Genomic DNA, 23,919 nt, shown 5'->3' with positions numbered 1-23,919 from the left:
AAAACAAATCAAAAATATATATTTTATTATGATATATTAATTTTAAATTATTGTAAAATCATATTTTTTTGAAAAAATTATTATTAAACGTTTTATCAATTCCAATTGATAGTTGAACGTACTGTCTATACTTGTAAAAACTGTTATCGAGAAAGCGCGACCTTTCGAAACACGCGTCGTGAAACACTGCTATCTCCTGTAAATATATGAACTAACCGCTTTTTTCCCTCGTAAAAAAGCGTCCACCCTCGTCTTTTGCAAGCACATGAAATTGAACGTTGTCAACGCATCCATAAATTACGCCAATAACGATGCGTCCTGTCATAATTTTTCCTAATAGGAATTTAAACAAATTAAAATTAGAATTAATTTAAATTTGCCCTATCTTCTTTGGTGAGACGATTTGAACATTCACAGACTGGAGGCTTTCATGAGTGAGCGGATTACATTAACGACAACAGCAGGTGCCGCTGTACCTGATAATCAGAATTCTATTACGGCTGGTCCTCGTGGCCCGGTATTGATTCAGGATTATCAATTATTGGAAAAATTGGCGCATCAAAATCGGGAACGTATCCCGGAGCGCACTGTCCATGCCAAGGGTGTCGGTGCACATGGTGTATTGAAGATTACAGGCGACATTACCCGCTATACAAAAGCCGCCGTTTTCAAACCTGGAACGGAAACGCCGATGCTCGGCCGTTTTTCTACTGTTGCCGGAGAGCGCGGCGCAGCAGATGCGGAACGCGACGTTCGCGGTTTTGCATTGAAATTCTATACCTCCGAAGGAAACTGGGATCTCGTTGGCAATAACACTCCGGTGTTTTTCGTTCGAGATGCCTATAAGTTTCCCGATTTCATTCATACGCAAAAGCGCCATCCGCGGACAAACTTGCGTTCTAACACTGCCCAATGGGATTTCTGGTCGCTTTCTCCGGAAAGTCTGCATCAGGTCACTATTCTGATGTCCGACCGCGGATTACCGATTGATACCATGCATATGAACGGCTATGGCTCGCATACTTATTCATTGTGGAACGACAAAGGCGAACGCTTCTGGGTCAAGTTCCACTTCAAGACGATGCAGGGGCATAAGTTCTATACCAATGCCGAAGCCACGGAACTCGTAGGAAAGACGCGTGAAAGCTCACAAGAGGCACTTTACAATGCTATCGAAAGTGGCAACTTCCCGCGCTGGAAAGTTCAGGTTCAGATTATGCCTGAAGCAGATGCGGACAAAACACCTTATAACCCGTTCGATCTGACAAAAGTTTGGCCTCATAAAGATTATCCGCCAATGGATATCGGTATTATGGAATTAAACCGTAATCCTGACGATTATTTTGCAGAAATCGAAGAGGCTGCTTTTTCGCCTTCCAACATCGTTCCCGGCATCGGTTATTCGCCCGACAAAATGTTGCAAGCCCGTATCTTCTCTTATGCGGATGCCCACCGTTATCGTTTGGGCACGCATTATGAACAAATTCCGGTAAACAAACCCGTTTGCCCTGTTCATAACTACCATCGTGACGGGCAAATGAACACTTATGGCGGTCATTCCACCAATAATGTCGATGCGTATTACGAACCGAATTCCTTCAATGGACCGGTTGAAGACAAATCGGCACAAGAGCCGCCGTTAAAAATTACCGGTGACGCTTATCGTTACGATCATCGGGCTGGTAATGACGATTACAGTCAGGTAACGGCACTGTTCAATCTGTTCGATCAGGACCAGAAAAACCGGCTTTTCTCCAACATTGCCGATGCAATGGAAGGCGTTCCCGATTTCATCATCGAGCGTCAACTTGGACACTTTGAAAAAGTCCATCCTGACTATGCAGCAGGCGTACGTGCTGCCATAAAGCGTAAAAAAGAAAGCAAATAGTTTCCATGCATTGAAAAAGCGGGCTTTTCAGCCCGCTTTTTTATAACTTATCCCGAACTTGTTCAGGCGCCTGTTTTGATAGCGATTTTCATGACCCCGTCGCGCTGATGGGCAAACAGATCATAAGCCTTTTCTATATCATCCAGTTTAAAAGTATGTGTCACGAGCGAACGCAAATCAACGCTGCCATTTTCAACAACATTCATTAAACGGCGCATACGTTCTTTACCACCGGGGCAAAGACCACTCACAATATCAATATCTCCGAGACCTGCGCGATAACCTGCGAGCGGTATTTTCAGGTCATTGGAATAAACTCCGAGACTGGACAATGTGCCACCGGGGCGAAGAACATTAAGGCAAGACTCGAAAGTCGGTTGTGTCCCCAAAGCTTCGATAGCGACATCAACGCCACGCCCATCTGTCAGGCGCATGATTTCTTCAACTGCATTGCACGCTTTGAAATCAACAACATGGGTTGCGCCGAGTTTTTTAGCCATTTCCATACGTGTCGACACAGTATCTACGCCAATAATTGTTGTTGCACCGCATAATTTTGCACCTGCAACAGCACACAAGCCGATCGGTCCCAATGCCCAGACAACAACAATATCACCGATTTTAACTCCCCCACGTTCGGCACCAGAAAAACCGGTCGACATAATGTCAGGGCACATCAATACCTGTTCATCTGTAAGATTGTCGGGAATGGCGCACAGATTTGCTGCCGCATCATTGACGCGTAAAAATTCGGCTTGTGCACCGTCAATAGTGTTACCGAATTTCCAACCGCCCATCGCTTCAAAGCCATGTTTCGTATGCGGGCCATCTTGCGAACCGCATCCGCACATACATGCATTCGAAATGCCGCTCGGTGTAATGGCACCGGCAATAACACGTTGCCCCTCACGAAAACCTTTGACTTCCGAACCGAGCTTTTCAATAATTCCGACCGGTTCATGACCAATCGTCAGGCCTTTTTCGACCGGATATTCGCCTTTCAAAATGTGGATATCGGTTCCACAAATCGTCGTTGTTGTAATACGGATCAATGCGTCCAACGGACCGATATCGGGAACAGGTTTATCTTCCAGAACAATCCGGTTTTTTTCTACAAATACCGCAGCTTTCATTTTTGCCATAATGCACCACCTTTCAGCTTCAATTACAGAACCTTCTAACGTGGAGATTATACTAAATTTTTTAGAAAATTTAAATTATATTTTTAAAATTTTTACCGATTTTAGATTTTTTATAATTATTATAATTATAAAATTGAAAAATTATTTTAAATATAGTATTTATGGGTTAATTTCATATTTTTCATAGTACGAGTATAATTATTTTTAACTAAATAATATTCTAAATTATATAAATATAATATATATTTAAAATAGTATAAATGAATTATCAAAATGAATTAATAGCGTTTTTAGCATTATTTTTCTTTTCAATACGTGCACGAATAGCCTCTACACTGGCTACTGGTGTGGCGGCAAAAAGTTTTTTAGTATATTCATGCTCGGGATGGGAAAAAATTCTGTCTCTTGTTCCGTATTCGACAATTTCCCCAAAATACATGACCATGACTGTGTTGGCGATATAGCGCACGACCGACAGATCGTGACTGATAAAAACATATGTAAGGCCGAATTCCTCCTGTAAATCGGCAAGCAAATTGAGCACCTGAGCCTGAACCGACAAATCAAGCGCTGAAACCGGCTCGTCAAGAACAACTATTTTCGGGCGAAGCATTAAAGAACGTGCAATTGCAATACGCTGCCTCTGACCGCCTGAAAACATGTGAGGATATCGATAATAATGTATTTCGGAAAGCCCCACTCTCTCGAGCATTTGCTTTGCTTGCTGCTCCCGTTCTTTGGCCGACAATGTTGTGTTCAACAATAAGGGTTCGGTGAGAGCATCACCTATTTTTTGTCTGGGATTGAGTGATCCATAAGGATTTTGAAATACAATCTGCACCTTCCGGCGCATTGCTGTTGTTACTTTTTTTTGCGCAATATCAATATTTTCCCCGTCAATGACGAGCTCGCCGCTCGTTTGCGGATCAATCAGGCTGAGAATCCGGGCCAAAGTCGATTTTCCGCATCCGGATTCCCCGACGACAGCCAAGGTTTTTCCACGTTCGACACCGAAAGAAACATGGTTGACGGCATGTAAAATTTTTCTTTTTCCGAACAAACCGCCGGAAATGGAATAATCACGTACGATATCTTTAGCCTCTATTATGAAATCGCTCATAAAGCATCTCCGTGCGTGTGCATAAAGTCTGCAACCGTTACAAGTCGATTGCCATGGGCATTTTCCGGAAGGGCTGCCAGAAGAGCTTTGGTATAGGCATTTTTTGGCGTTTCGAACAAGGAAAGCACGTCGGCCTCTTCCATTTTTTCTCCCTTATACTGCACCACAACGCGATCTGCCGTTTCAGCAACAACACCCATATCGTGGGTGATAAGAATAACGCCCATATTCTGGCTTTTTTGGAGATCCAAAATAAGATCAAGAATCTGCTTCTGTATAGTAACGTCAAGTGCAGTTGTCGGCTCGTCGGCAATCAGTAATTTCGGGTTACATGCAATTGCCATGGCAATCATAATTCGTTGGCATTGACCGCCTGACAATTGATGGGGAAAACTCTTCAATCTGCGTTCGGGCTCGGTTAAACCGACAAGGTGGAACAGTTCGATAATTTTCTCAATCCGTTGTTTACGACCGAGCTTAAGATGGGCTTTCAGTACTTCTTCAAGCTGATAACCTACTGTGAAACAGGGATTGAGGCTTGCTATCGGTTCCTGAAAAATCATTGAAATTTCATTGCCGATGATCCGGCGTCTTTCATGATCGGTAAGCTTCATAAGATCGATATTTCCAAACATCATCTTGTCGGCACTAATCTTGGCACTTTTTGGCAATAGCCCCATGACAGCCAACATGCTCACCGATTTACCGGAGCCGGATTCACCAACAATTGCGAGTATTTCTCCATCATTTACGGTGATGTCTATGCCTTTGACTGCATAAAAAGGCCCGCTTGCGGTTTCGAAATATACACTAAGATTGCGGATTTCGAGTAACGCCATCTTCAGCTCCTTTTCAATTTCGGATCGAGTGCGTCACGTAAGCCATCCCCCATGAGGTTGATTGCCAAAACAAGTACCAATATTGCAAGGCCGGGAAATGTAACAATCCACCATGCGCTTGAAATAAATTCACGCGCATCGGCCAACATTGTTCCCCATTCCGGTGTGGGCGCTTGCGCCCCCATACCAAGGAACCCCAAGGCAGCCACATCAAGAATGGCATTGGAAAAAGAAAACGTCCCCTGTACGATAATGGGAGCCATACAATTCGGGAGAATGGTCTTGAACATCAAGCGACCGCGGCCAGCACCTGCAAGTTTTGCGGCAATGACATATTCACGATTTTTTTCCGAAAGGACTGCAGCGCGTGCAAGGCGGACAAAATGCGGCTGGAGCGCAACCGCCGTTGCAATAATTGCACCTTGCAAACCATAACCGACGATACTCACGAGCACCAAAGCCAGAAGGAGCGAAGGAAATGCAAGGATAATATCCATAATACGCATGATGATGACTTCAATCATGCCTCCTATATAACCGGCAATAACGCCGACGACGATACCGACGATCATAGCCGCAAGGGAAACAACTACTCCCACAAGCAGTGAATAGCGCGCACCATGGAGAAGGCGAGATAAAATATCACGTCCAACCGCATCAGTTCCCAGAATAAAATTCCATGTTCCGCCTGTTTGCCAAGCCGGTGGTCTTTGCATTGCATCACGAAACTGCTCGTCATATCCATAAGGAGCAATCAACGGCGCAAGGACTGCAAGAAGGACAATAGCACAAAAGACGACAAGACCGATCACAGCGCCACGATTCATACTGAAAGAGAACCAGAATTCGCGCCAAGCCTGACGTCGGATATCGGCCGATATATTTCTGTCAGCTTTACTATTCATTACGATACACCTTGGCTATGTCTGACCCTCGGATTGATAAATCCATAAAGCAAATCGACGACGAGATTGACCACCATCACGAGCATAGCAACTATGAGTAATCCACCCTGTACAGCTTCGTAATCTCTTCTCGAAATTGAATCGATCATCCACTTTCCAATTCCCGGCCAGGAGAAAATTGTCTCGGTAAGAATTGCCCCGCCCATCAACATTCCGATCTGCAAACCGATTGTTGTTACAATCGGAATAAAGGCGTTGCGCAATGCATGAATTGCAACGACACGAAAAGTGCTCAAGCCTTTTGCTTTTGCTGTGCGAACATAGTCTTCATTCAAAACTTCGAGCATGGCCGAACGCGTTTGGCGAGCGATCACTGCGAGAGGAACCGTTGCCAAAACCAATGTCGGTAAAATCAGGTGGGAAACGGCAGAGGCAAAAGCCCCCTCCTCGCCCGATAGCCAGCTATCAATCAGCATAAAACCGGTGGGTTGATCGAAATAATAGAGTAGAGAAATCCGCCCTGAAACCGGCGTCCAACCCAATTTTCCACTAAAGAGCATGATCAGCAAAAGGCCCCACCAGAAAATTGGCATGGAATAGCCTGTAAGAGCCAATCCCATTGAAGTCTGGTCAAACCACGAGCCACGTTTGACGGAAGCAATAACGCCAACAACAATTCCCAGAAATATAGCAATAGTAATGGCACAAAATGTCAATTCCAGCGTCGCCGGAAAAAGTGTAAAGAACTCTTCGGCTACGCTTTGTTTGGAAACGAAAGAAGTGCCCAGATTGCCATGAAGAACACCCCACAAATAATCGAGATATTGTTGCCAATAAGGACGATCGAAACCGAATTCGGTCATCAGTTCGGCATGGCGTTCTTCAGAGATGCCACGGTCACCTGCCAACAAAAGCACAGGATCACCCGGCAAGGTATGTACAAAAATGAAAGAAACAAGCGTAATTCCTAGAAAAGTAGGAATGATATAACCTATTTTTTTCAACAAATATTGAAGCATATTGCCTCCGCACCCATACTGCCGGGTCTAATGGCAGCCATCATTCACGCATCAACCGAAAGTTATTTTTCGATATCGACATGTTCGAAACGATAGCCCGCTACCGAATAGAGTTTGAAGCCGGTTACGTTCTTTCTCATTGGCATAAATACGGTTGAATGATCGAGCGTCAGCCAGGGAGCCTGTTCTTTGAATATCAGTTGGGCTTGTTCGTAAAGTTTCGTCCGCTCTTGCTGGTCGGTGACAGTCCTACCCTTTTCAATGAGATCATCGAACGGCTTACTGCACCAATTCGCATAATTCGTATTCCCTATTCCAATGCATGAAAGCAGAACACCAAGGAAGTTATCAGGATCACCATTATCGCCTGTCCAGCCGATAATAATGGCACCGTCTCGATCCCTTGCTTTACCCGCTTTCATATATTCACCCCATTCCATAGAGACAATTTCGGCCTCTACACCAACTTTTTTGAAATCGGATTGAATAAGCTCGGCAGCGCGTCGTGCGTTAGGCATATAAGGCCGACTTATCGGCATTGCCCAAATCTTCATTTTGAAGTTCTTGATACCGGCAGCTTCCAACATCTGTTTGGCTTTCTCCGGATCATATGCATCATCCTTGACATTGTCATTGTAACCCCACATTGTCGGTGGCATCGGATTTTTTGCGACTGTTGCCGAACCATCAAAAACAGCATCAATAATGGCCTTTTTATTGACCGCCATATTGAGTGCTCGTCTTACATCAACATTGTCAAAGGGAGGCACTGTCGTATTATAAGCCATATAGCCGATATTCAATCCCGGTCGCTCGACAACTTTCAAATCCGGATTCGATTTCAATTCACCAATATCGGCAGGAGCCGGATAAGACATGATATCACATTCGCCGGCCTTCAGCTTTTGTGCGCGAACGGCCGGATCTGTCGTGATCGAAAAAACAAGATTGTCTATCTTCGGCTTTCCCGCATAATAATCACTATTTGCCTTATAGCGTATCAGTGCATCTTTTTGATATGTGACAAAAGTAAATGGGCCAGTTCCAACCGGTTGAAGATTGAACTGTTCCCGTTTTCCCTGCTTTTCCAATTGTTGCGCATATTCTAGCGAATTAATCGACAAAAATGGCATAGCGAGATCGGCAAGAAAGGGAGCATCCGGTCGGTCAAGAATGAATTTGACTGTTTGGTCATCGACTTTCACGATATCCTTGATGAGCGTTCTAAACCCCATACTTTCAAAAAATTGATAGCGAATGCCGGACGTATAGGCATGCCAAGGACTGTCCGGATTTTTAGCGCGCTCGAAAGTAAAAATCACATCATCCGCATTCAATGGTCGCGTGGGAGTGAAAAAAGCAGTCTTTTGGAATTTTACATTTTTCCGCAAGTGGAAAGTGTATTCTTTCCCGTCATCGGATATTTGCCAGCTTTCAGCAAGCCCCGGGAAAACGCCCGGTTTATCCGGATCAAATTCTACCAGCCGGTTATAGACAGCCCATGCAGATGCATCAAATGCTGTTCCGTTTGAATAAAGCGCGGGGTCGAACCCCTCCGGAGATGCTTCCGAACAATAAACCAGATTTTTTGCGGATGCTTCATTGGAAATTGCAAAAAATGCTGTTGCTACTCCAACAGAGAATACGAACTCTTTCAGTAATTTCATGGTTTCCCCTATATCATTCTATAAAAACGTTTATTTGAGTCTGATTGTTACACATGTTTAAAATATTGGAACAAAAAGACAAACCTTTGTTATATTCAAGTTTATATTGACCATAGTTGTTATATCTATGGCCAATATAAAGCTTCTATTACTCATCTATATCTACATTAACGAAGCGGTGGGCACCAACCGGATCAATAACATAGTTTTTTACTTTTTTTGACATTGGCATAGCTACCGTTGAGTTGGCGATGACAAACCAAGGAGCCTGCTGTTTGAAAATAGCCTGAGCCTGTCCATAAAGTTCTATGCGTTTTTCATGATCTGCCGATTTTTTTGCTTCCGAAATTATTTTGTCAAATGGCTCGTAACACCAATTTGCATAATTATTGCTCCCAATAGAAGCGCACGAAGCGAGAACACTCAGGAAGTTATCCGGATCACCATTATCGCCTGTCCACCCCATTATAACAGCTCCGTCGCGGTCTTTTTCACGCAACTGTTTGACATATTCACCCCATTCCATTGTGGCAATCTCGACCTTGACACCAATTTTTCCCAAATCGGCCTGCATCAACTCTGCGGCGCGTCGGGCATTTGGCATATAAGGGCGGCTGACCGGCATTGCCCAAATTTTCATTTTCAGGTCTTTTACACCTGCTTTGTCGAGCAGTGCTTTGGCCGCTTCAGGATTATAATTATCTTCTTCAATGGATTTGTTATAGGACCACATTGTGGGTGGTATCGGTGTCTTGGCAGGAGTGCCTGCCCCTTCGTAAACGGCTTCGAGAATAGTCTTCTTATTGATGGCCATATTCAAAGCCTGACGCACTTCAACCTTATCAAAAGGTGGTTGAAGAGTATTATAAGCAAGATAAGCAACATTAAGACCCGGTTGCTCTTTTACAACCAAATCCGGATTTGCCTTCAATCCTGCGACATCAGCCGGTGCCGGATTTGATATCACCTGACATTCGCCGGCTTTCAGCTTTTGTGCGCGCACCGACGGGTCTGTTGTGATGGCAAAAACCAAATTATCAAGCGGTTGTTTGCCTTCAAAATAATCAGGATTTGCCTTATAGCGGATCACCGCATCCTTTTGATAGGAAACAAAGATAAATGGTCCTGTTCCCACCGGTTTTGCATTGAGCTCGACCATTTTTCCGTCTGCCTGCAGCTTGTCCGCATATTCCTTTGACATGATCGAAATAAAGTTCATTGCCAAATCGGCCAAAAACGGTGCTTCCGGCTGGTTCAATGTGATTTTGACTGTGTGATCGTCAACCTTTTTGACATCTTTGAGAAGTTTGCCAAATCCCATGCTATTAAAATATTGCCATGATAGCCCCGGAGCATAGCTGTACCAAGGATGATCTTTCTTCCACTGTCGTTCAATCGAAAAGACGACATCGTCAGCATTGAAGTCGCGCGATGGCGAAAAATAGGAGGTTTTGTGGAAATGCACCCCCTTTCTCAAATGAAATGTATATTCCAAACCATCCGGTGAAATATCCCAGCTCTCGGCCAGAGCCGGTATAACTTCGGTTGTTCCTTTTTTGAAATCGACGAGGCCGTTATAAACTGTATGCGCACTGGCATCGAATGTTGTTCCGGTTGTATATGCAGCCGGATCAAATCCCTCAGGCGAAGCCTCGGAACAGTAGACGAGCGTTTTTGCATTTGCCGACAAAGAAAGTGTGGCAAGGCTTGCCACTGATACGCTTGCCAGCGCAATTGTCCGTAATATTTTCATAATGGTTCCTCTCTCTTTTCGCGTGTTCGTTCTACTATCGAAATCCAATACCGGCATTAAACAGCGACAGGGCTAAGTGCCGGTTGCGTAAACCACTTCGGCCCGTCTTTTGTCATATAGATCGCGTCTTCCAGACGGATACCGAGCTTACCCGGGAAGATAAGGGTCGGCTCGTCGGAAAAGCACATACCCGGCTTCAAAATGGTGTTGTCATGACGGGAAACATAAGGCTCTTCATGAATATCAAGGCCAAGACCATGTCCAATGCGATGAGGTATCCCCGGCAGTCGATAATTCGGCCCCAGATCGAACATTTCCAACGCTTTTCGTCCGGCATTGTCCACATCTGCCGCACGACCACCAATTTTGCAGGCATTGAAAACAATATTTTGCAATTGCTTTTCTATATCCCACTTTTTAGCGAAATCTTCCGTCACATCACCAATCATATAGGTTCGTGTAATATCGGAATTATATCCTTCTACCGTTGTGCCTATATCAATCAGCACCGGATCCTGTTTTTGCAATATTTGTTCACTTTCAACGCCATGAGGTATCGAAGTGGCCTTTCCAAATGAGACAATTGAAAAGCTCGAACCGTTTCCGCAAAGCTTGCGATGGGCTTCATCAATAAACTTTATAACCTCGTATGAAGAAATTCCCGGACGCAAAAAATCACGCACATGTTTTTGCACTTCCAAAGTAACATCCATCGCATATTGGATAAGCGCAATTTCGTTTTCGGATTTTTCCATCCGCAAACTTGTCGTGAATTGACTGGCACCGGTTAAACGGGATTGACCGATCAACGATACCAGCGCAAGAAAGAAATTCGTAGGAATTGCTTCATCGACAGCCAATATGCCTTTCGGATTCAAAAGTCTGGTTATTTTGTCGAATGGGCTTTCGTCTTCCTGCCAGACGACAATATCTCCCGACAAATGCGGCAGTTCTTCCAATCTCGAATGTTCGAATGCCGGAACGATATAGGTCAGTTTTTCATGAGAGATCAGTACACCGCACAGGCGCTCGCTCATACCCCACTCAAGACCGGTAAAATATCGTAGATTGGATGTTGCTCCCAAAAATATCGCATCGACATTTTCAGCCGCCATTTTTCCACGCAAACGACGGATACGCGTTAGCCGTTCTTTATCGGCAATTGGTTGCGGCCTGAGCAATATGAACTGTCCTTTTTATATGGTCGCTTTATTTACCCCTTTTCTTTAAAAGAAATACAGGGATAATTATTACTTCTAGCAACAAATGTATAAAATATATATATCTATTTTTCATTTTAATTAGAAAAAAATCCTAATCAATTTGAAAAACATCATTAAATTCAATTATATAAATATAAAATAAATATCGTTTTATATCTATTCGGTTTTATAATAATATACGTCCATTAAAAATTTATTCGAAAAATTATTTTCAATACGATAAATATTTATAATAAATAAATTTTATATTTTTTTAAATATATTATTTTTTATTGGAAGCAACTCTCTGGGTTGCTTCCAATGATGCTAAAACTTGAATTTATCCGTTATTTAGTTCTGTATATAAACAACATGGGTATGGGTATATTCAAGTATGCCATGCTTGCCGTCGGCTCCACCAATACCTGATTTTTTAGTTCCTGCATGGAAACCTTGCATAGCTTCGAAATTTTCGCGATTGATATAGGTCTCTCCAAAACGGAGTTCGTTTGATGCACGCATGGCCGTCGAAAGATCTTTTGTATAGATCGACGATGTGAGGCCATAAATCGTGTCATTGGCCATTTCAATAGCGTCATCAATTGTATCAAATGCAACGACTGGCAAAACTGGCCCGAAAACCTCGTTTTGGACAATTTCCATTTTCTGTTTGCAGTGGGCAAGCAATGTTGGCTCATAGAAGTTACCTTGTTTTATGTCAGCAGGTTCACCACCAACAAGACATTCGGCGCCTTCTTTAAGGGCTCTGTCAACAAAACCGGAAACCGAAGACAAGGCCGCTTTATTAATCAACGGCCCCATATCGGCATCGGCCATTTTTTCCGGATTGCCATAGCGTACCGCTTTCATAGCTTTGCTCATTCGCTCGAGAAATTCGGCCTCGACAGCTCTATCAACATAAACCCGTTCTGCACAGTTACAAACCTGTCCCGTATTGATAACACGTGACGCAAGAATAGCACGGACAGCAAGGTCAAGATCGGCATCTTTCGCAACAATTGCCGGTGCTTTACCACCGAGTTCCAGATTGACTTTGGTAATGTTCTTTGCCGCAGCAGACATAATGCGAACGCCGGTATCGACAGAACCGGTAAAGCTTACAAGCCCGACATCCGGATTTTCGCAAATATTCTGGCCGGTGGTCGAGCCACGCCCGAAGACCATATTGAATACGCCTTTCGGCAAATCTGTATCAGCAACGATTTTAGCAAAAATAGAAGCATTGAGCGGTGTTTCGACACTTGGCTTGATGACAATCGTATTGCCGACAAGAAGTGCTGGCGCCATTTTTCTGGCAATCAGGAAGAACGGAAAATTCCACGGCAAAATACCGCCCACAACACCGATCGCCTGCCGCATCAATAAAATGGTTTCACCCGGACGGTCCGAGGGGATAATTTCCCCTTCAATGCGACGCGCCCAACCTGCCATATAATCCATATAGTCGGCGGTAAAATTCGCTTCCACCTTGGCAAGTGCCTGGGTTTTTCCCTGTTCTCTCACCAGAATGTTTGCGACCTCGTCCGCATGCTCGCGCACTTTTTGAGCAATCTGCTTCAAGAATTTTGCGCGTTCTATTGCCGGTAATTTCTCCCATGCCGGTTGCGCTTTTTTGGCTGCTGCAACTGCCCTGTCAACTTCCCCCTTCGGCGTTTCATAAATTTCTCCAATAACTTCATCAGTTGAAGGATTGGTAACAGGAATCGTGTTGCATCCTTTGCAATCAACAAGCTTCCCGTCGATAAAATTAAGTTCAGGTGTCATCAAAAATCCTCCACATAATAGTTTTTATGCTTAGCCCCATACCGGACTTCGACATGGGGATTGAAGGATAATCTCAATTTGCAAATAAAGCAATTTTCTGAAATAAAATTTTATAAAAATAAGTCATTAAAAGACAAAATAGATAAAAATATTTCCGACCAAGTAAAGTTATAAATAAAATTTAAATTTATTAATTATATAAAATCAATTAATGCTTTTCATTAGTCGACAAAATTATAGTTGAAGTAGTGACAATATTTTTAAATCGCGCCAATTCGTAACAAATCATGGAAATGAACAAGACCAACCGGTTTTTTGTTTTCAACCACCAGAAGTGCGCCAATTTTATGATCGTTGATCAAAGCAGTTGCTGCACCGACCATCATATCGGGAGTGACTGTTTTGGGGTCTTTTGTCATAACATCATTGACCGTAAGTTTTGAAAGGTCCCGATTGATATTTCGAGCAAGATCACCGTCTGTGACAATGCCTTCCAAATTGCCGTCGCTATCGACAACTGCAACACAACCAAAGTGTTTTTCAATAAGCACTTGCATGGCATCTTTCATCGGTGTTCCGCTTTTGACAATGGGAATACGGTCGCCACGATGCATAATATCACGGATAAACTTCAAATTTGCTCCGAGAGAACCGCCAGGGTGGAAAATTTTAAAATCGCTGGCGGTAAAGCCACGCATTTCGAGAAGTGCAACGGCTAATGCATCCCCCATTGCAAGTTGCATTGTGGTAGACGTTGTCGGAGCAAGGCCATGCGGACAAGCTTCTTCCACTTTTGGCAAGAGTAATAAAATATCTGCTGCTTGCCCCAAAGCCGAATTTGCGCCGGAAGTGAGCGCAATGAGGGGGATACGGAAGCGGGCAGCATGATTCAATATTCCGCCAAGTTCGACAGTCTCGCCCGACCATGATATTGCAAGGATGACATCCCCCACTTCAATCATTCCCAGATCGCCATGGTTTGCTTCCGCAGCATGGACAAAAAATGCCGGTGTTCCGGTAGAGGCAAGAGTTGCGGCGATTTTCGTACCAATATGGCCACTCTTCCCGAGTCCGGTAACAATGACCCTACCTTTGGATTGAAGAATGCTTTTAACCGCTTCGGCAAAAGGCTTGGAAAGGCCATCTTCCAAAGCTTTTTTTATGGCTTCAAGCCCTGCACTCTCGATAGAAATGGTATGTTTTGCAGATTTGACTGCGTCATCAGCAGAAAAATGAGGGGTTTTATTTGTCATCATGACCCGATTTGATAAAGCAAATCGGGTCTAACGTCTACTCTGTTTTATTTTTTTATATTCGCCAACAATGTCGTTAAGGGGCCAAGAACCTTACCACGCATATCGTCTCGCGAAAGTGCAAATGCTACATTTGCTTCGATAAATCCGGTTTTGGAACCGCAATCATATGTCGTACCTTCAAAGCGGTACCCATAAAACTTCTGATCTTGTGCAAGTGAACGCATACCATCCGTCAACTGGATTTCGTTGCCTGCGCCTTTTTCCTGCCGTGACAGAATATCGAAAATTTCCGGCTGCAAAATATATCGCCCGTTAATATAGAGGTTGGAAGGAGCCGTACCTTTTGCCGGTTTTTCCACCATCTGGGTTATTTCAAAGCCGTGAGCGACCGCTTTGCCTTTGCCAACAATACCGTATTTATGCGCTTCTTCCGGATCGCATTCCTGAACAGCAACGATATTGCCGCCGGTTGCCTCATAAAGGCGAACCATTTCCGAAAGACACCCTTTTTCTGCCTGCATGACCATATCCGGCAAGAGAAGAGCAAAGGGTTCATTTCCAACAAGTTCGCGTGCACACCAGACTGCGTGCCCGAGCCCTAAAGGTTGCTGTTGACGGGTAAAGGATGTTGTGCCCGGTTGTGGCTGTAAATCCTTAAGATGAGCCAACTCTTCCTTTTTTCCACGTTCGGCAAGCGTCGTATAAAGCTCGACCTGCGCGTCGAAATAATCCTCGATAACCGCTTTATTGCGCCCCGTTACGAAAATCAGGTGTTCAATTCCGGCTTCGCGGGCTTCGTCGACTACATATTGAATAACAGGCTTGTCAACGACGGTAAGCATTTCCTTCGGAACTGTTTTGGTTGCCGGTAAGAAACGTGTTCCAAGTCCCGCCACGGGGAAGACTGCTTTACGGATTTTTTTCAAACTGCTCTCCCGAATTTATTCCGTTTAATTCAACGTTTTTCATTGTATAATGCGAAAGGTGACAAAATTTGGTTTTCTCTCATCATCTTTTTTCGCAAGCTGCAATCTTAAGTGATGACATTTTACTGTCCAAAGGCTAAATAAATTGTCAATTTCACAACAGGAATGCTATTTTCCGGATTTTATCAACTTCATTAAAAATTACGATAAAATATTCAAAAAATTCGGAAAACCGGTTTAATATGGGGATGAGGCATTTTTAATTGAATTGTTGCTTTTATCAGGCGGAGCACAGATGAAAATAAAAACAAATAGTTTCCCTCAAATAACCGATAGCCGGATAACCAGACGGTTTGCAGTTTTCGGCGGCGCATGTTTCATCGGTGCATTTTGTTCTTTGCCTGTTTTGGCAAACGGTTCGGATATTGCCTTCAGACGCTGGATTGCTGCCTTCAAAACAACTGCTTTGAACGCCGGCATTACGCCTACAACTTTCAATCTCGCTTTCAAGGGGGTTGATTCTCCGGATCCGGAAGTCTTGAAAAAAGCAGCTTATCAACCCGAATTTACCGATCCCACATGGAATTATTTTGACAATCGGGTGCAGGACAATGCGATTGCAACCGGTCGTGCCCATGGGAAAAAATGGGCAAAGTGGCTTGGAGCAATTGAAAAACGTTTCGGCGTCGATCGCAATATACTTTTGGCAATATGGTCAATTGAATCCGATTTCGGTGAAGCAATGGATCGAGACACTGCTATGCGCGATGCCATTCGATCGCTTGCAACCCTCGGATATGGTGACAAACGCAGAGCAAAATATGCGCAAACGCAGCTTATTGCTGCTATGAAAATTCTTCAGTCCGGCGATATTGATCGCGCCCATTTACAAGGTTCATGGGCGGGAGCACTCGGGCACACACAATTCATTCCGACAAGTTACCTGATCTACGCTGTTGATATGGATGGGGATGGAAAGCGCGATATCTGGACGTCGGTTCCTGATGCTCTGGCAACGGCAGCCAATCTTTTGAAGAAAAATGGTTGGCAAGAGGGGCGTCCTTGGGGCTATGAAGTTCTCCTTCCTGAAAATGGTAAATTCCCCCCGGGCTCGTTGCCGCTTTCCGAATGGACGAAAATGGGTGTAAAGCGGGCGAATGGCAAACCCTTCCCCTACCCTTCCGATAAAGCAAATCTGAAATTACCTGATGGCCGGAAGGGACCTGTATTTCTGGTTACAAAAAATTTCTTTGTCATAAAGCGGTACAATAGTGCCGACCGTTATGCTTTGGCTGTTGGTCTACTTTCCGACCGCATTGCCGGCCGTCCGGGATTGGTCAAAGATTGGAACAGACCGTTTTCGCCACTCAATATCCAGGAACGTCAGGAACTACAAACGAGACTGAATAAAATGGGGTACTATCACGGCAATATCGACGGTAAAAACGGAGAGGTAACCAAAAAAGCGATCGAGACTTATCAAAGTCGCAATGGTTTGCCCGTTGATGGAAATCCGAGCCGTGAATTATTGACAATTCTTCGTAGCCGTTAATTCCGGAAAATTGTTGATGAAAAGACTTGTACGTTTTGGCCTCTTTCTGTTTCCAGTCATTGTATTGGCATTTGCACCGGCAGTCGCAGATGCAAGAAATATTTTTGATATTATCTTCGGGCGCAAACAGGAAGTGCAGCCGGTCTATCCACCGCCACCACCGCCGGTGAAGAAAAAACGCGTTACCAAAACGCCTGCACAGCAAAAAGCCAACCAGAAGGCACAGAACGCGAAACGCATTCTGGTGATAGGGGATTTCGTCGCCAATGCTGCCGGTGACGGATTAAGCCAGCTTTACGCAGAAAACACCGATATTGTTGTTTTGATTTCAACAAATCTGTCATCCGGTCTCGTTCGCGACAACCACTATAATTGGATAGATAATATTCCGAAGCTCATAGCAAAAGAAAAGCCGGATGTCATTGTCATGGCACTTGGTGCCAATGATGATCAACCTATCAAAATGAATGGCGAAACCATTGATGTCAACGCCAGCGAATGGAAAGACAATTATCGTCAACGGATTACCGCACTTACAAATGCTCTCAAGCAAACCGGCAAACCGTTCTTATGGTTGGGCAACCCGTCTTTCAAAGATCGCGACTTGAGCATTGCAATAGCATCTTTCAACAGACTTTATAAGCAACAAGTAGAAGCAGCTGGCGGACATTTTATCGATGTATGGGAAGGTTTTGTTGATGAACAGGGAAATTTCGCGCTATCCGGTTACGATGTAAACGGACAGACAGCCCGATTGCGCGCCAATGACGGGATAAATTTTACCACTGCGGGAAAAAAGAAACTCGCTTTCTACCTTGAAAAACCGTTGGACGGCATTTTCAATTTGAATTCCAAGGATGACAAGGACAATATCAAAGTCGATCCGAACGGACCTGTCATTTCTGTTTTACCACGCGATGTCGACCGGATTGCACCTGTTGGCTTTTATGACATAGCGGGACAGAATAATGGTCTTCTTGGTGATCCTGACAACCCGAAACCTCTGAAAGATGAAGACTCCTGGATTCCACGAAACGGTAAACATGCAGGTCGCGCTGACGATTTTTCGACAGTTCAATAGACCGATGTAAAATTGTTCATAAAAGCAACGAGCGCCCCTCTACTCATTTTCATAACCATTTATTTCAGAGGATTGATTGCGAACCGCCTTGGTGAACAACAATGTTTTTCCGACTTTCTGAGGATGGGTCGGAAAATTTTTGAATAAAACAGTTCTCAAAACTCTGTCCGCGTTTTACGCTTGGTAATGATATGGAAATGAGTGAGCGTTAAAGAAAATAACAATCGGGAAATAACGGGTAGCCCCCTATTGCAGCAAATGCGAATAAGCCAGACAAACGGTGACCTTAACTTTTTACTTCGATCTTATTCGACAGCTTCTTCTATTTCGTCCAATGTGTCGTCCGATAAACCGAAGTTACGTCCGATTTCCTGAATAAGAACATGAGTCACGATATCGCCTAGCGCCTCATCATTTTCGGACCAATAATCGAGGATTGGCCGCCTGAACAATGTAATCCGGTTGGTTTTATTGCCAGTATTCAGAGAAAACCGCTCGCTAATTCCTTGTCCTTCAAACAAGCCCAAAAGCTCGAACGGAGATTCAAGTCCCATATCATCCATCATCTGGTCATCAGGAAAATCCGTGACACTTATAACAAGGTCCTTACAAAGAACCCGAAATCTTGATGGCAAATTGGCGAAAGAATTTCGGGCAATAGAATCTATTTCCTTCAAACTTGGAGAGAGGCGAGAGGCCCAGTTATGACTATGGTCTGGTCTAGCCATATTAAATTACATGCTCCATTGCAGCTATCAAAAACGTAGTTCATTTAGCTCGCTCTCAAGCGGCTAATTCAAAATCCGATTTATTTTTTTAAAGCCCGTTAATTCAAGCCCATGGATGTTCCTTTGCATTCTTTTTTTCAAAAGAATCAATTTCGGACACCTTGCGCATAGTCAGTCCAATATCGTCAAGTCCGTTCAACAGACAGTGCCGGCGAAATTCGTCAAGATCGAACTTCAATGTTCCACCATCAGGTCCATGGATTTCCTTTTTCTCAAGGTCGATGGTCATAGTTGCATTAGCACCGCGTTCTGCATCCTCCATCAGCTTTTGTAAATCTTCCGGACTGACGATGATTGGCAAAATACCATTTTTGAAACAATTATTATAAAAAATATCGGCAAATGAAGTCGAAATAACACAACGTATCCCGAAATCGGCCAATGCCCAAGGCGCATGTTCACGCGATGAACCACAACCGAAATTATCTCCCGCGACAATGATTTTGGCGTGACGGTAAGCGGGTTTGTTCAAAACGAAATCAGGATTTTCAGATCCGTCATCACGATAACGCATATCTGCAAAAAGCCCTTTGCCCAGCCCCGTCCGTTTGATCGTTTTCAAATAGTTTTTTGGAATAATCATATCGGTATCAATATTGACAACCGGCATTGGGGCTGCAACACCCGTCAGTGTTGTGAACTTTTCCATTTTTCAAAATCCGAATTTTAGAGTTTTTCCAATAATTCTTACTCCTGCATGAGTAAGCTGTCAAAGCGATGGAGATAGCCTCATCCTATACGCCATTTCCCCCCGCTTTTTATATCAAATTCAGGTTCGCTTCTTTTATTTATAACCGAAATTTGAATTACGAATTTTCAAAAGAAGCATCTTCCGGCGGGATTTTTAACCCAAAAACGCCACAAGATAAAACCCTTAAAACCGAAAGGAGTGAATTTTCCTCCTTTCGGTTAATCACACCTCTAACAAGGCCGTACTACTCAAATACCGCGTTTCCTCATTAATGCATCCGGGCTCGGCAAGCGGCCTCGGAAAGCTTTATAAAGTTCTTCCGGATCACGGCTGCCACCGGCCGAATAAATATATTTTTTCAATTTTTCTGCTGTTTTCGGATCAAAGGCATTGCCTGCTTCTTCAAAAGCCTCGAACGCATCTGAATCGAGAACTTCTGCCCACATATAGGAGTAATAGCCTGCCGAATAACCGTCACCGGTAAATACATGTGTAAAATGAGGCGGACGGTGGCGCATAATGATTGCCTTCGGCATACCCAATTTTTGCAATTCTTTTTTCTCGAATTCGGTCGGGTCATCAACTTTTCCGCCTTCATGGAAGGCCATGTCAACAAGCGCGGAAGCCGTAAATTCGACGGCGTCAAAGCCACCATTGAACGTGCGTGCAGCGAGAACCTTGTCGAGCAATTCTTGCGGCATTGGTTCACCGGTTTTGACGTTCCTTGCGTAAGTTTTCAAGGTTTCCGGAACAGTGACCCAATGCTCGAACAATTGCGAAGGGAGTTCGACAAAATCTCTTGCCACAGAGGTTCCCGAAACCGATGGCCATTTCACTTCCGATAGCAATCCATGGAGAGCATGCCCGAATTCGTGAAACAGGGTTCGCGCATCATCCAATGACAAAAGTGCCGGTTTTCCCTTGGGCGGCTTGGCGAAGTTACAAATATTATAGATGATCGGTTTGCGCCCTTTTTTAAGATGATGTTCGGTTTGTAATTCGCTCATCCATGCACCTGAGCGTTTGCTCGGGCGGGCAAAATAATCTCCAACGAAAAGACCGCGTAAGCTTCCGTCAGGATTTTTTACCTCGAAAAGTCTGGCATCCTGATGCCACAGCGGTACTCCATGTTTTTCTTCGAAAGTGACACCGAAAAGCTTCTTGGCCGTGGCAAAAGCGGCTTCAATCATTTTATTCAGTTCAAAATAGACTTTGACCGATGCTTCATCGAAGGAGAACAATTTTGTGCGCAGTTTCTCCGCATAATAGCGCCAATCCCAAGCAGCCAATTCGTCATTGCTCCCCGTTTGCGCTGCCAGTTTTTGCAGCTCTTCTGCTTCTTTCTCAGCCTTTGCTACAGCCCGCTTCCAGACAGGCATTAAAAGTTTCATCACATTGTCGGGCGTTTTGGCCATTGTGTTGTCGAGTTTGAACGCAGCAAAGGATTTGAAGCCAAGAAGCTTTGCCTTTTCATCACGCAATGCCACAATCTCGCTGATAATCTTCCGATTATCATTTTTATTGCCGTTTTCACCGCGCTTTGCCCATGCTTCAAAGGCAATCTGACGCAAATCCCGCCGGTCGGAAAAAGTCAGAAACGGCTCCACAACCGAACGCGCAAGCGTCAGTGCATAGGACTCCGGCTTTCCTCTTTCCTTTGCCGTCTCTTTCATTGTTGCAACGAGATCGTCAGGAAGTCCGGCCAAGTCTTCTTTTTCAAGATAAAGAACCCAATCGGCTTCATCATTCAATACATGTTGGCCGAACTGTGCGCCAAGCAAAGCCAATCGCTCGTTTATCTCTGCCAGTCTTTTTTTATCCTTTTCATCAAGAAGTGCACCGTTCCGGACAAACCCTTTCCATGTGAGTTCGATCACACGCGTGGTTTCGGCATCGAATTTCGCTTTTTTTGCTTCCTCATGGAGGGCATCAATTTTTGCAAAAAGTCGCGGATCCATCATCAATTTTGAAGAATAACGCGATAGCTTCGGTACAAAATCCTGTTCCAATTGCTGGATCAGATCATTGCTATAGGCACCCGAACGGAGAAAGAAAACAGAACATACATGGTCGAGAGATTTGCCTGCAAGCTCGAACGACTGCAAAAAACCGTCAATCGTGGCAGGTTCCGGAGAGGCCGCAATTTGTTCAATTTCGGCTTCGGCATCTTTTAATGCTTCTTCAAAAGCTGGCTTGAAATCTTCATCATGAATTTTTGAAAAATCAGGCAGACCTTCAAAACCGGTCCACTCCAGCAACGCCGTTTTTGACATATTTTTTATCTCCAATCTTTTTGTTGCAAATTGTTTGCAATGATCAATTTGTACCACATGTAATAATTAAAACTATGAATGCCAGCGTCTCTCAAACTCTTTTTACCCTTAAATGCGTATTCATTCTTCTGTCTTTCGGATGAAGAAAGACAGAAACGGCGTTTATGAAGCGGAATTTTTCGTTAGATCATTTTCTAAATTACTTTTTTAACCGCAAAAATCTTGGTCCTGCCGCTAACGAAAAAATTCTTTGTTTAAAAAATTCAATGCCTCAGACAATTCGCTATTTTGGAAGATTCCGTATCCTAGAAGATTCATTGGCTTAACAAATTCATTGTCTTGGCAAATTCTTTAACTTCTCCAAGATGTTTTTCCGACTTATGAAAACGGTTTTTAATCATGCCGGTTTCAACCGTGGAACAAACCGTTTCTTTCTGCCCACATTTTTGAAAGCGCATGCGGCTTCAATTTTTATACATGTTGGAAAAACGGATCAATCCATCCGGATAAGGCTCAAAACCGTGGAGTTTTTTGGTGTAGGCATAAATAAAATCGGGATGGCCGAGATAGATTACCGGCATATCATCTTGAAGAATAGCGATAGCATGATGATAAAGATCGGCACGTTCGGCAGGATCGGGGGGCTTACGTGCCAAAGAGAGCTTGTCGTCGAGATCGCGATTACAATATCTACCTATGTTGCCTGCCCCCTCACAGCTAACAAACCGGAAGATATTTCCATCCGGATCAATCCTACCGCTCCACCTTTGTGCAGAAACTTCGAATTTGCCGCTCTTATTATCGATAGCAAGTTTGGTTTCTTCTTTGGGACGAAGACTGACATTGAAGCCCGCTTCATTGGCCATCTTCTGGATTGCCTGCATCACCTGTACAATTGTCGGGTCGTTACTATGGGAAATCTGGACATCGATTTTCTGATTGGCAAAACCGGCTTGTTGAATGAGCTCGCGCGCTTTTTCAAGATTGCGCGGGGAAACCGGAAAACCTGAATTGTACCAGATTGTATCAGGTGCCCAAGGCTGGTTGCCGACAACCATTGCACCGTCATAAACGTTGTCACGAATAGACGCACGATCAATGGCAAATGAAAATGCTTGCCGCAGCAATTTCTGTTGGCCGAGCGGCGTCATTGCTTTGTCACCATTTGCGATATTGATTGTCAACGCAATATAAGCTTCGCTCGCTATTCTGTTCGTTTCTAATCTGGATGCCGTTTTAGCTTTGGCAAAATCGCTTGAAGAAAGCCGGTCAACCATATCAACAATTCCGGCACGCAAATTCGAAAAACGCACCGACGGATCTTCGATCGACAAAAAAGTGAGACGGTCAAGTTTGATTTGTTGGCTGTTCCAATAGCGATCGAATTTTTCCAAAACAATTCTGTCATGTGGAACGCGCTCGACAAAGCGGAACGGCCCCGCACAAATAGGCTTCAACCCGAAATCTGTGCCCATTTCACGCGCTGCTTTGGGCGACACCATGACCCCTGCCCGATCTGCGAGTTGCGATAAAAGTGCAGCATCGGGATATTTTAATTTGATCGTCAATTCGAAGGGGCCTGTTGCGTCGAAAGACACAACAGAATCAAGTTCGTTTTCCCGAACGGATTGCAAAAAACCGATTGTACGTTTTAAAGAATAGACTGCTGCATCGGCATTAAACGGAGTGCCATCCTGAAAGACGACATCTCTGCGTAAACTCATTTTCAAAATCTTGCCGTCTTCAGAAAAAGACCAACTTTGAGCAAGTTCGGGAACAAAACCGGCATCAGGGGAAATATCAACAAGTTTATCGCATATCGCCGTATAAACTAGCCGTCCTGAAAAGGTTTTCGATAAGGCCGGATCCAAACTATCAGGATCGTCTTGAAGCGCAATTTTGAGTTCGGAAGCTGATGATGCGAAGACAGGTGAAACAAATAAACAGAAGAAAAACAAGCACATCAATATCCCCCTCATTGCTGTGCTCATTGTTGGGCTTGTCAATGAGGCGGGTTCTCCGGATATTTCAG

Annotated in this window: 18 protein-coding genes; 3 read left to right on the top strand and 15 right to left on the bottom strand. The window is 44.1% G+C overall.

The genetic code is table 11. From position 1 onward, the window contains the following. The first annotated feature begins 430 nt into the window (after positions 1-430). Positions 431-1,888 carry a catalase gene (locus H3S82_RS04225; RefSeq protein WP_078039155.1) on the top strand — a complete coding sequence of 486 codons (1,458 nt, stop codon included), beginning with the start codon at positions 431-433 and terminating at the stop codon, positions 1,886-1,888. 62 nt (positions 1,889-1,950) lie between these two features. Here H3S82_RS04225 and H3S82_RS04220 read toward each other — a convergent pair whose 3' ends face one another. The 11 genes from H3S82_RS04220 to galU all read right to left on the bottom strand — a co-directional run bounded on the left by H3S82_RS04220 (position 1,951) and on the right by galU (position 15,502). Further along, the gene (locus H3S82_RS04220; RefSeq protein ID WP_198225178.1) at positions 1,951-3,030 is read right to left on the bottom strand and encodes an NAD(P)-dependent alcohol dehydrogenase; all 1,080 of its coding nucleotides are present in this window, start codon (positions 3,028-3,030) and stop codon (positions 1,951-1,953) included. A 268-nt stretch (positions 3,031-3,298) separates the two neighbouring features. After that, the gene (locus H3S82_RS04215; RefSeq protein ID WP_198233362.1) at positions 3,299-4,150 is read right to left on the bottom strand and encodes a dipeptide ABC transporter ATP-binding protein; all 852 of its coding nucleotides are present in this window, start codon (positions 4,148-4,150) and stop codon (positions 3,299-3,301) included. Further along, positions 4,147-4,989, bottom strand: coding sequence for an ABC transporter ATP-binding protein (locus H3S82_RS04210; protein ID WP_078039152.1), 843 nt, complete (start codon positions 4,987-4,989; stop codon positions 4,147-4,149). Before H3S82_RS04210 ends, H3S82_RS04215 begins: the two co-directional genes overlap by 4 nt. A gap of 2 nt (positions 4,990-4,991) precedes the next feature. Then, complete coding sequence (locus H3S82_RS04205; RefSeq protein ID WP_198225180.1) at positions 4,992-5,894, bottom strand: ABC transporter permease subunit; 903 nt, start codon at positions 5,892-5,894, stop codon at positions 4,992-4,994. Continuing rightward, a complete protein-coding gene (locus H3S82_RS04200; protein WP_077970608.1) occupies positions 5,894-6,913 on the bottom strand; it encodes an ABC transporter permease subunit in 1,020 nt (339 codons plus the stop codon). Before H3S82_RS04200 ends, H3S82_RS04205 begins: the two co-directional genes overlap by 1 nt. 62 nt (positions 6,914-6,975) lie before the next feature. Further along, entirely contained in the window at positions 6,976-8,580 is a 1,605-nt protein-coding gene (locus H3S82_RS04195) for an ABC transporter substrate-binding protein (protein WP_198233363.1), read from the bottom strand. 148 nt (positions 8,581-8,728) lie between these two features. After that, entirely contained in the window at positions 8,729-10,333 is a 1,605-nt protein-coding gene (locus H3S82_RS04190) for an ABC transporter substrate-binding protein (RefSeq protein WP_198233364.1), read from the bottom strand. Positions 10,334-10,389: 56 nt separating this feature from the next. Beyond that, a complete protein-coding gene (locus H3S82_RS04185; RefSeq protein WP_246741712.1) occupies positions 10,390-11,514 on the bottom strand; it encodes a Xaa-Pro peptidase family protein in 1,125 nt (374 codons plus the stop codon). Between the two features lie 372 nt (positions 11,515-11,886). Then, the gene (gene aldA / locus H3S82_RS04180) at positions 11,887-13,320 is read right to left on the bottom strand and encodes an aldehyde dehydrogenase (RefSeq protein ID WP_198225183.1); all 1,434 of its coding nucleotides are present in this window, start codon (positions 13,318-13,320) and stop codon (positions 11,887-11,889) included. A gap of 260 nt (positions 13,321-13,580) precedes the next feature. After that, a complete protein-coding gene (locus H3S82_RS04175) occupies positions 13,581-14,573 on the bottom strand; it encodes an SIS domain-containing protein (protein WP_077970600.1) in 993 nt (330 codons plus the stop codon). A 47-nt stretch (positions 14,574-14,620) separates the two neighbouring features. Then, positions 14,621-15,502 carry a UTP--glucose-1-phosphate uridylyltransferase GalU gene (gene galU, locus H3S82_RS04170; protein WP_198233365.1) on the bottom strand — a complete coding sequence of 294 codons (882 nt, stop codon included), beginning with the start codon at positions 15,500-15,502 and terminating at the stop codon, positions 14,621-14,623. A gap of 295 nt (positions 15,503-15,797) precedes the next feature. On the opposite strand from galU, the gene H3S82_RS04165 reads away from it, so the two are divergent. Beyond that, positions 15,798-17,054 (top strand): lytic murein transglycosylase, encoded by a 1,257-nt coding sequence (locus tag H3S82_RS04165; protein ID WP_198233366.1) that lies wholly within the window; start codon positions 15,798-15,800, stop codon positions 17,052-17,054. A 16-nt stretch (positions 17,055-17,070) separates the two neighbouring features. Continuing rightward, positions 17,071-18,135 carry an SGNH family hydrolase gene (locus H3S82_RS04160; RefSeq protein ID WP_198233367.1) on the top strand — a complete coding sequence of 355 codons (1,065 nt, stop codon included), beginning with the start codon at positions 17,071-17,073 and terminating at the stop codon, positions 18,133-18,135. A gap of 305 nt (positions 18,136-18,440) precedes the next feature. On the opposite strand, the gene H3S82_RS04155 is transcribed toward H3S82_RS04160, so the two are convergent. From H3S82_RS04155 to H3S82_RS04140, 4 genes are all read right to left on the bottom strand, one after another. Continuing rightward, complete coding sequence (locus tag H3S82_RS04155; protein WP_198233368.1) at positions 18,441-18,863, bottom strand: metallopeptidase family protein; 423 nt, start codon at positions 18,861-18,863, stop codon at positions 18,441-18,443. 103 nt (positions 18,864-18,966) lie between these two features. Continuing rightward, complete coding sequence (gene leuD, locus H3S82_RS04150; protein ID WP_078039146.1) at positions 18,967-19,572, bottom strand: 3-isopropylmalate dehydratase small subunit; 606 nt, start codon at positions 19,570-19,572, stop codon at positions 18,967-18,969. A gap of 290 nt (positions 19,573-19,862) precedes the next feature. Further along, on the bottom strand, positions 19,863-21,887 hold the full coding sequence (locus tag H3S82_RS04145) for a M3 family metallopeptidase (RefSeq protein ID WP_198233369.1): 2,025 nt from the start codon (positions 21,885-21,887) through the stop codon (positions 19,863-19,865). 464 nt (positions 21,888-22,351) lie between these two features. Further along, entirely contained in the window at positions 22,352-23,866 is a 1,515-nt protein-coding gene (locus H3S82_RS04140) for an ABC transporter substrate-binding protein (RefSeq protein WP_246785233.1), read from the bottom strand. Positions 23,867-23,919: the final 53 nt, after the last annotated feature.

Source organism: Bartonella sp. M0192, assembly GCF_016102305.1.
In the GTDB taxonomy this organism is placed as follows: Bacteria; Pseudomonadota; Alphaproteobacteria; order Rhizobiales; family Rhizobiaceae; genus Bartonella; species Bartonella apihabitans.
This window is presented reverse-complemented; position numbering and strand designations above follow the sequence as displayed.

What these genes read in the sequence shown, in the direction of transcription:
- leuD (WP_078039146.1), bottom strand. Translation starts at nt 19,572, where the DNA reads ATGGAAAAGTTCACAACACTGACGGGTGTTGCAGCCCCAATGCCGGTT.
- H3S82_RS04160 (WP_198233367.1), top strand. Translation starts at nt 17,071, where the DNA reads ATGAAAAGACTTGTACGTTTTGGCCTCTTTCTGTTTCCAGTCATTGTA.
- H3S82_RS04155 (WP_198233368.1), bottom strand. Translation starts at nt 18,863, where the DNA reads ATGGCTAGACCAGACCATAGTCATAACTGGGCCTCTCGCCTCTCTCCA.
- H3S82_RS04205 (WP_198225180.1), bottom strand. Translation starts at nt 5,894, where the DNA reads ATGAATAGTAAAGCTGACAGAAATATATCGGCCGATATCCGACGTCAG.
- H3S82_RS04165 (WP_198233366.1), top strand. Translation starts at nt 15,798, where the DNA reads ATGAAAATAAAAACAAATAGTTTCCCTCAAATAACCGATAGCCGGATA.
- H3S82_RS04145 (WP_198233369.1), bottom strand. Translation starts at nt 21,887, where the DNA reads ATGTCAAAAACGGCGTTGCTGGAGTGGACCGGTTTTGAAGGTCTGCCT.
- H3S82_RS04200 (WP_077970608.1), bottom strand. Translation starts at nt 6,913, where the DNA reads ATGCTTCAATATTTGTTGAAAAAAATAGGTTATATCATTCCTACTTTT.
- H3S82_RS04175 (WP_077970600.1), bottom strand. Translation starts at nt 14,573, where the DNA reads ATGACAAATAAAACCCCTCATTTTTCTGCTGATGACGCAGTCAAATCT.
- H3S82_RS04220 (WP_198225178.1), bottom strand. Translation starts at nt 3,030, where the DNA reads ATGGCAAAAATGAAAGCTGCGGTATTTGTAGAAAAAAACCGGATTGTT.
- H3S82_RS04210 (WP_078039152.1), bottom strand. Translation starts at nt 4,989, where the DNA reads ATGGCGTTACTCGAAATCCGCAATCTTAGTGTATATTTCGAAACCGCA.
- H3S82_RS04140 (WP_246785233.1), bottom strand. Translation starts at nt 23,866, where the DNA reads ATGAGGGGGATATTGATGTGCTTGTTTTTCTTCTGTTTATTTGTTTCA.
- H3S82_RS04215 (WP_198233362.1), bottom strand. Translation starts at nt 4,150, where the DNA reads ATGAGCGATTTCATAATAGAGGCTAAAGATATCGTACGTGATTATTCC.
- H3S82_RS04195 (WP_198233363.1), bottom strand. Translation starts at nt 8,580, where the DNA reads ATGAAATTACTGAAAGAGTTCGTATTCTCTGTTGGAGTAGCAACAGCA.
- H3S82_RS04225 (WP_078039155.1), top strand. Translation starts at nt 431, where the DNA reads ATGAGTGAGCGGATTACATTAACGACAACAGCAGGTGCCGCTGTACCT.
- H3S82_RS04190 (WP_198233364.1), bottom strand. Translation starts at nt 10,333, where the DNA reads ATGAAAATATTACGGACAATTGCGCTGGCAAGCGTATCAGTGGCAAGC.
- aldA (WP_198225183.1), bottom strand. Translation starts at nt 13,320, where the DNA reads ATGACACCTGAACTTAATTTTATCGACGGGAAGCTTGTTGATTGCAAA.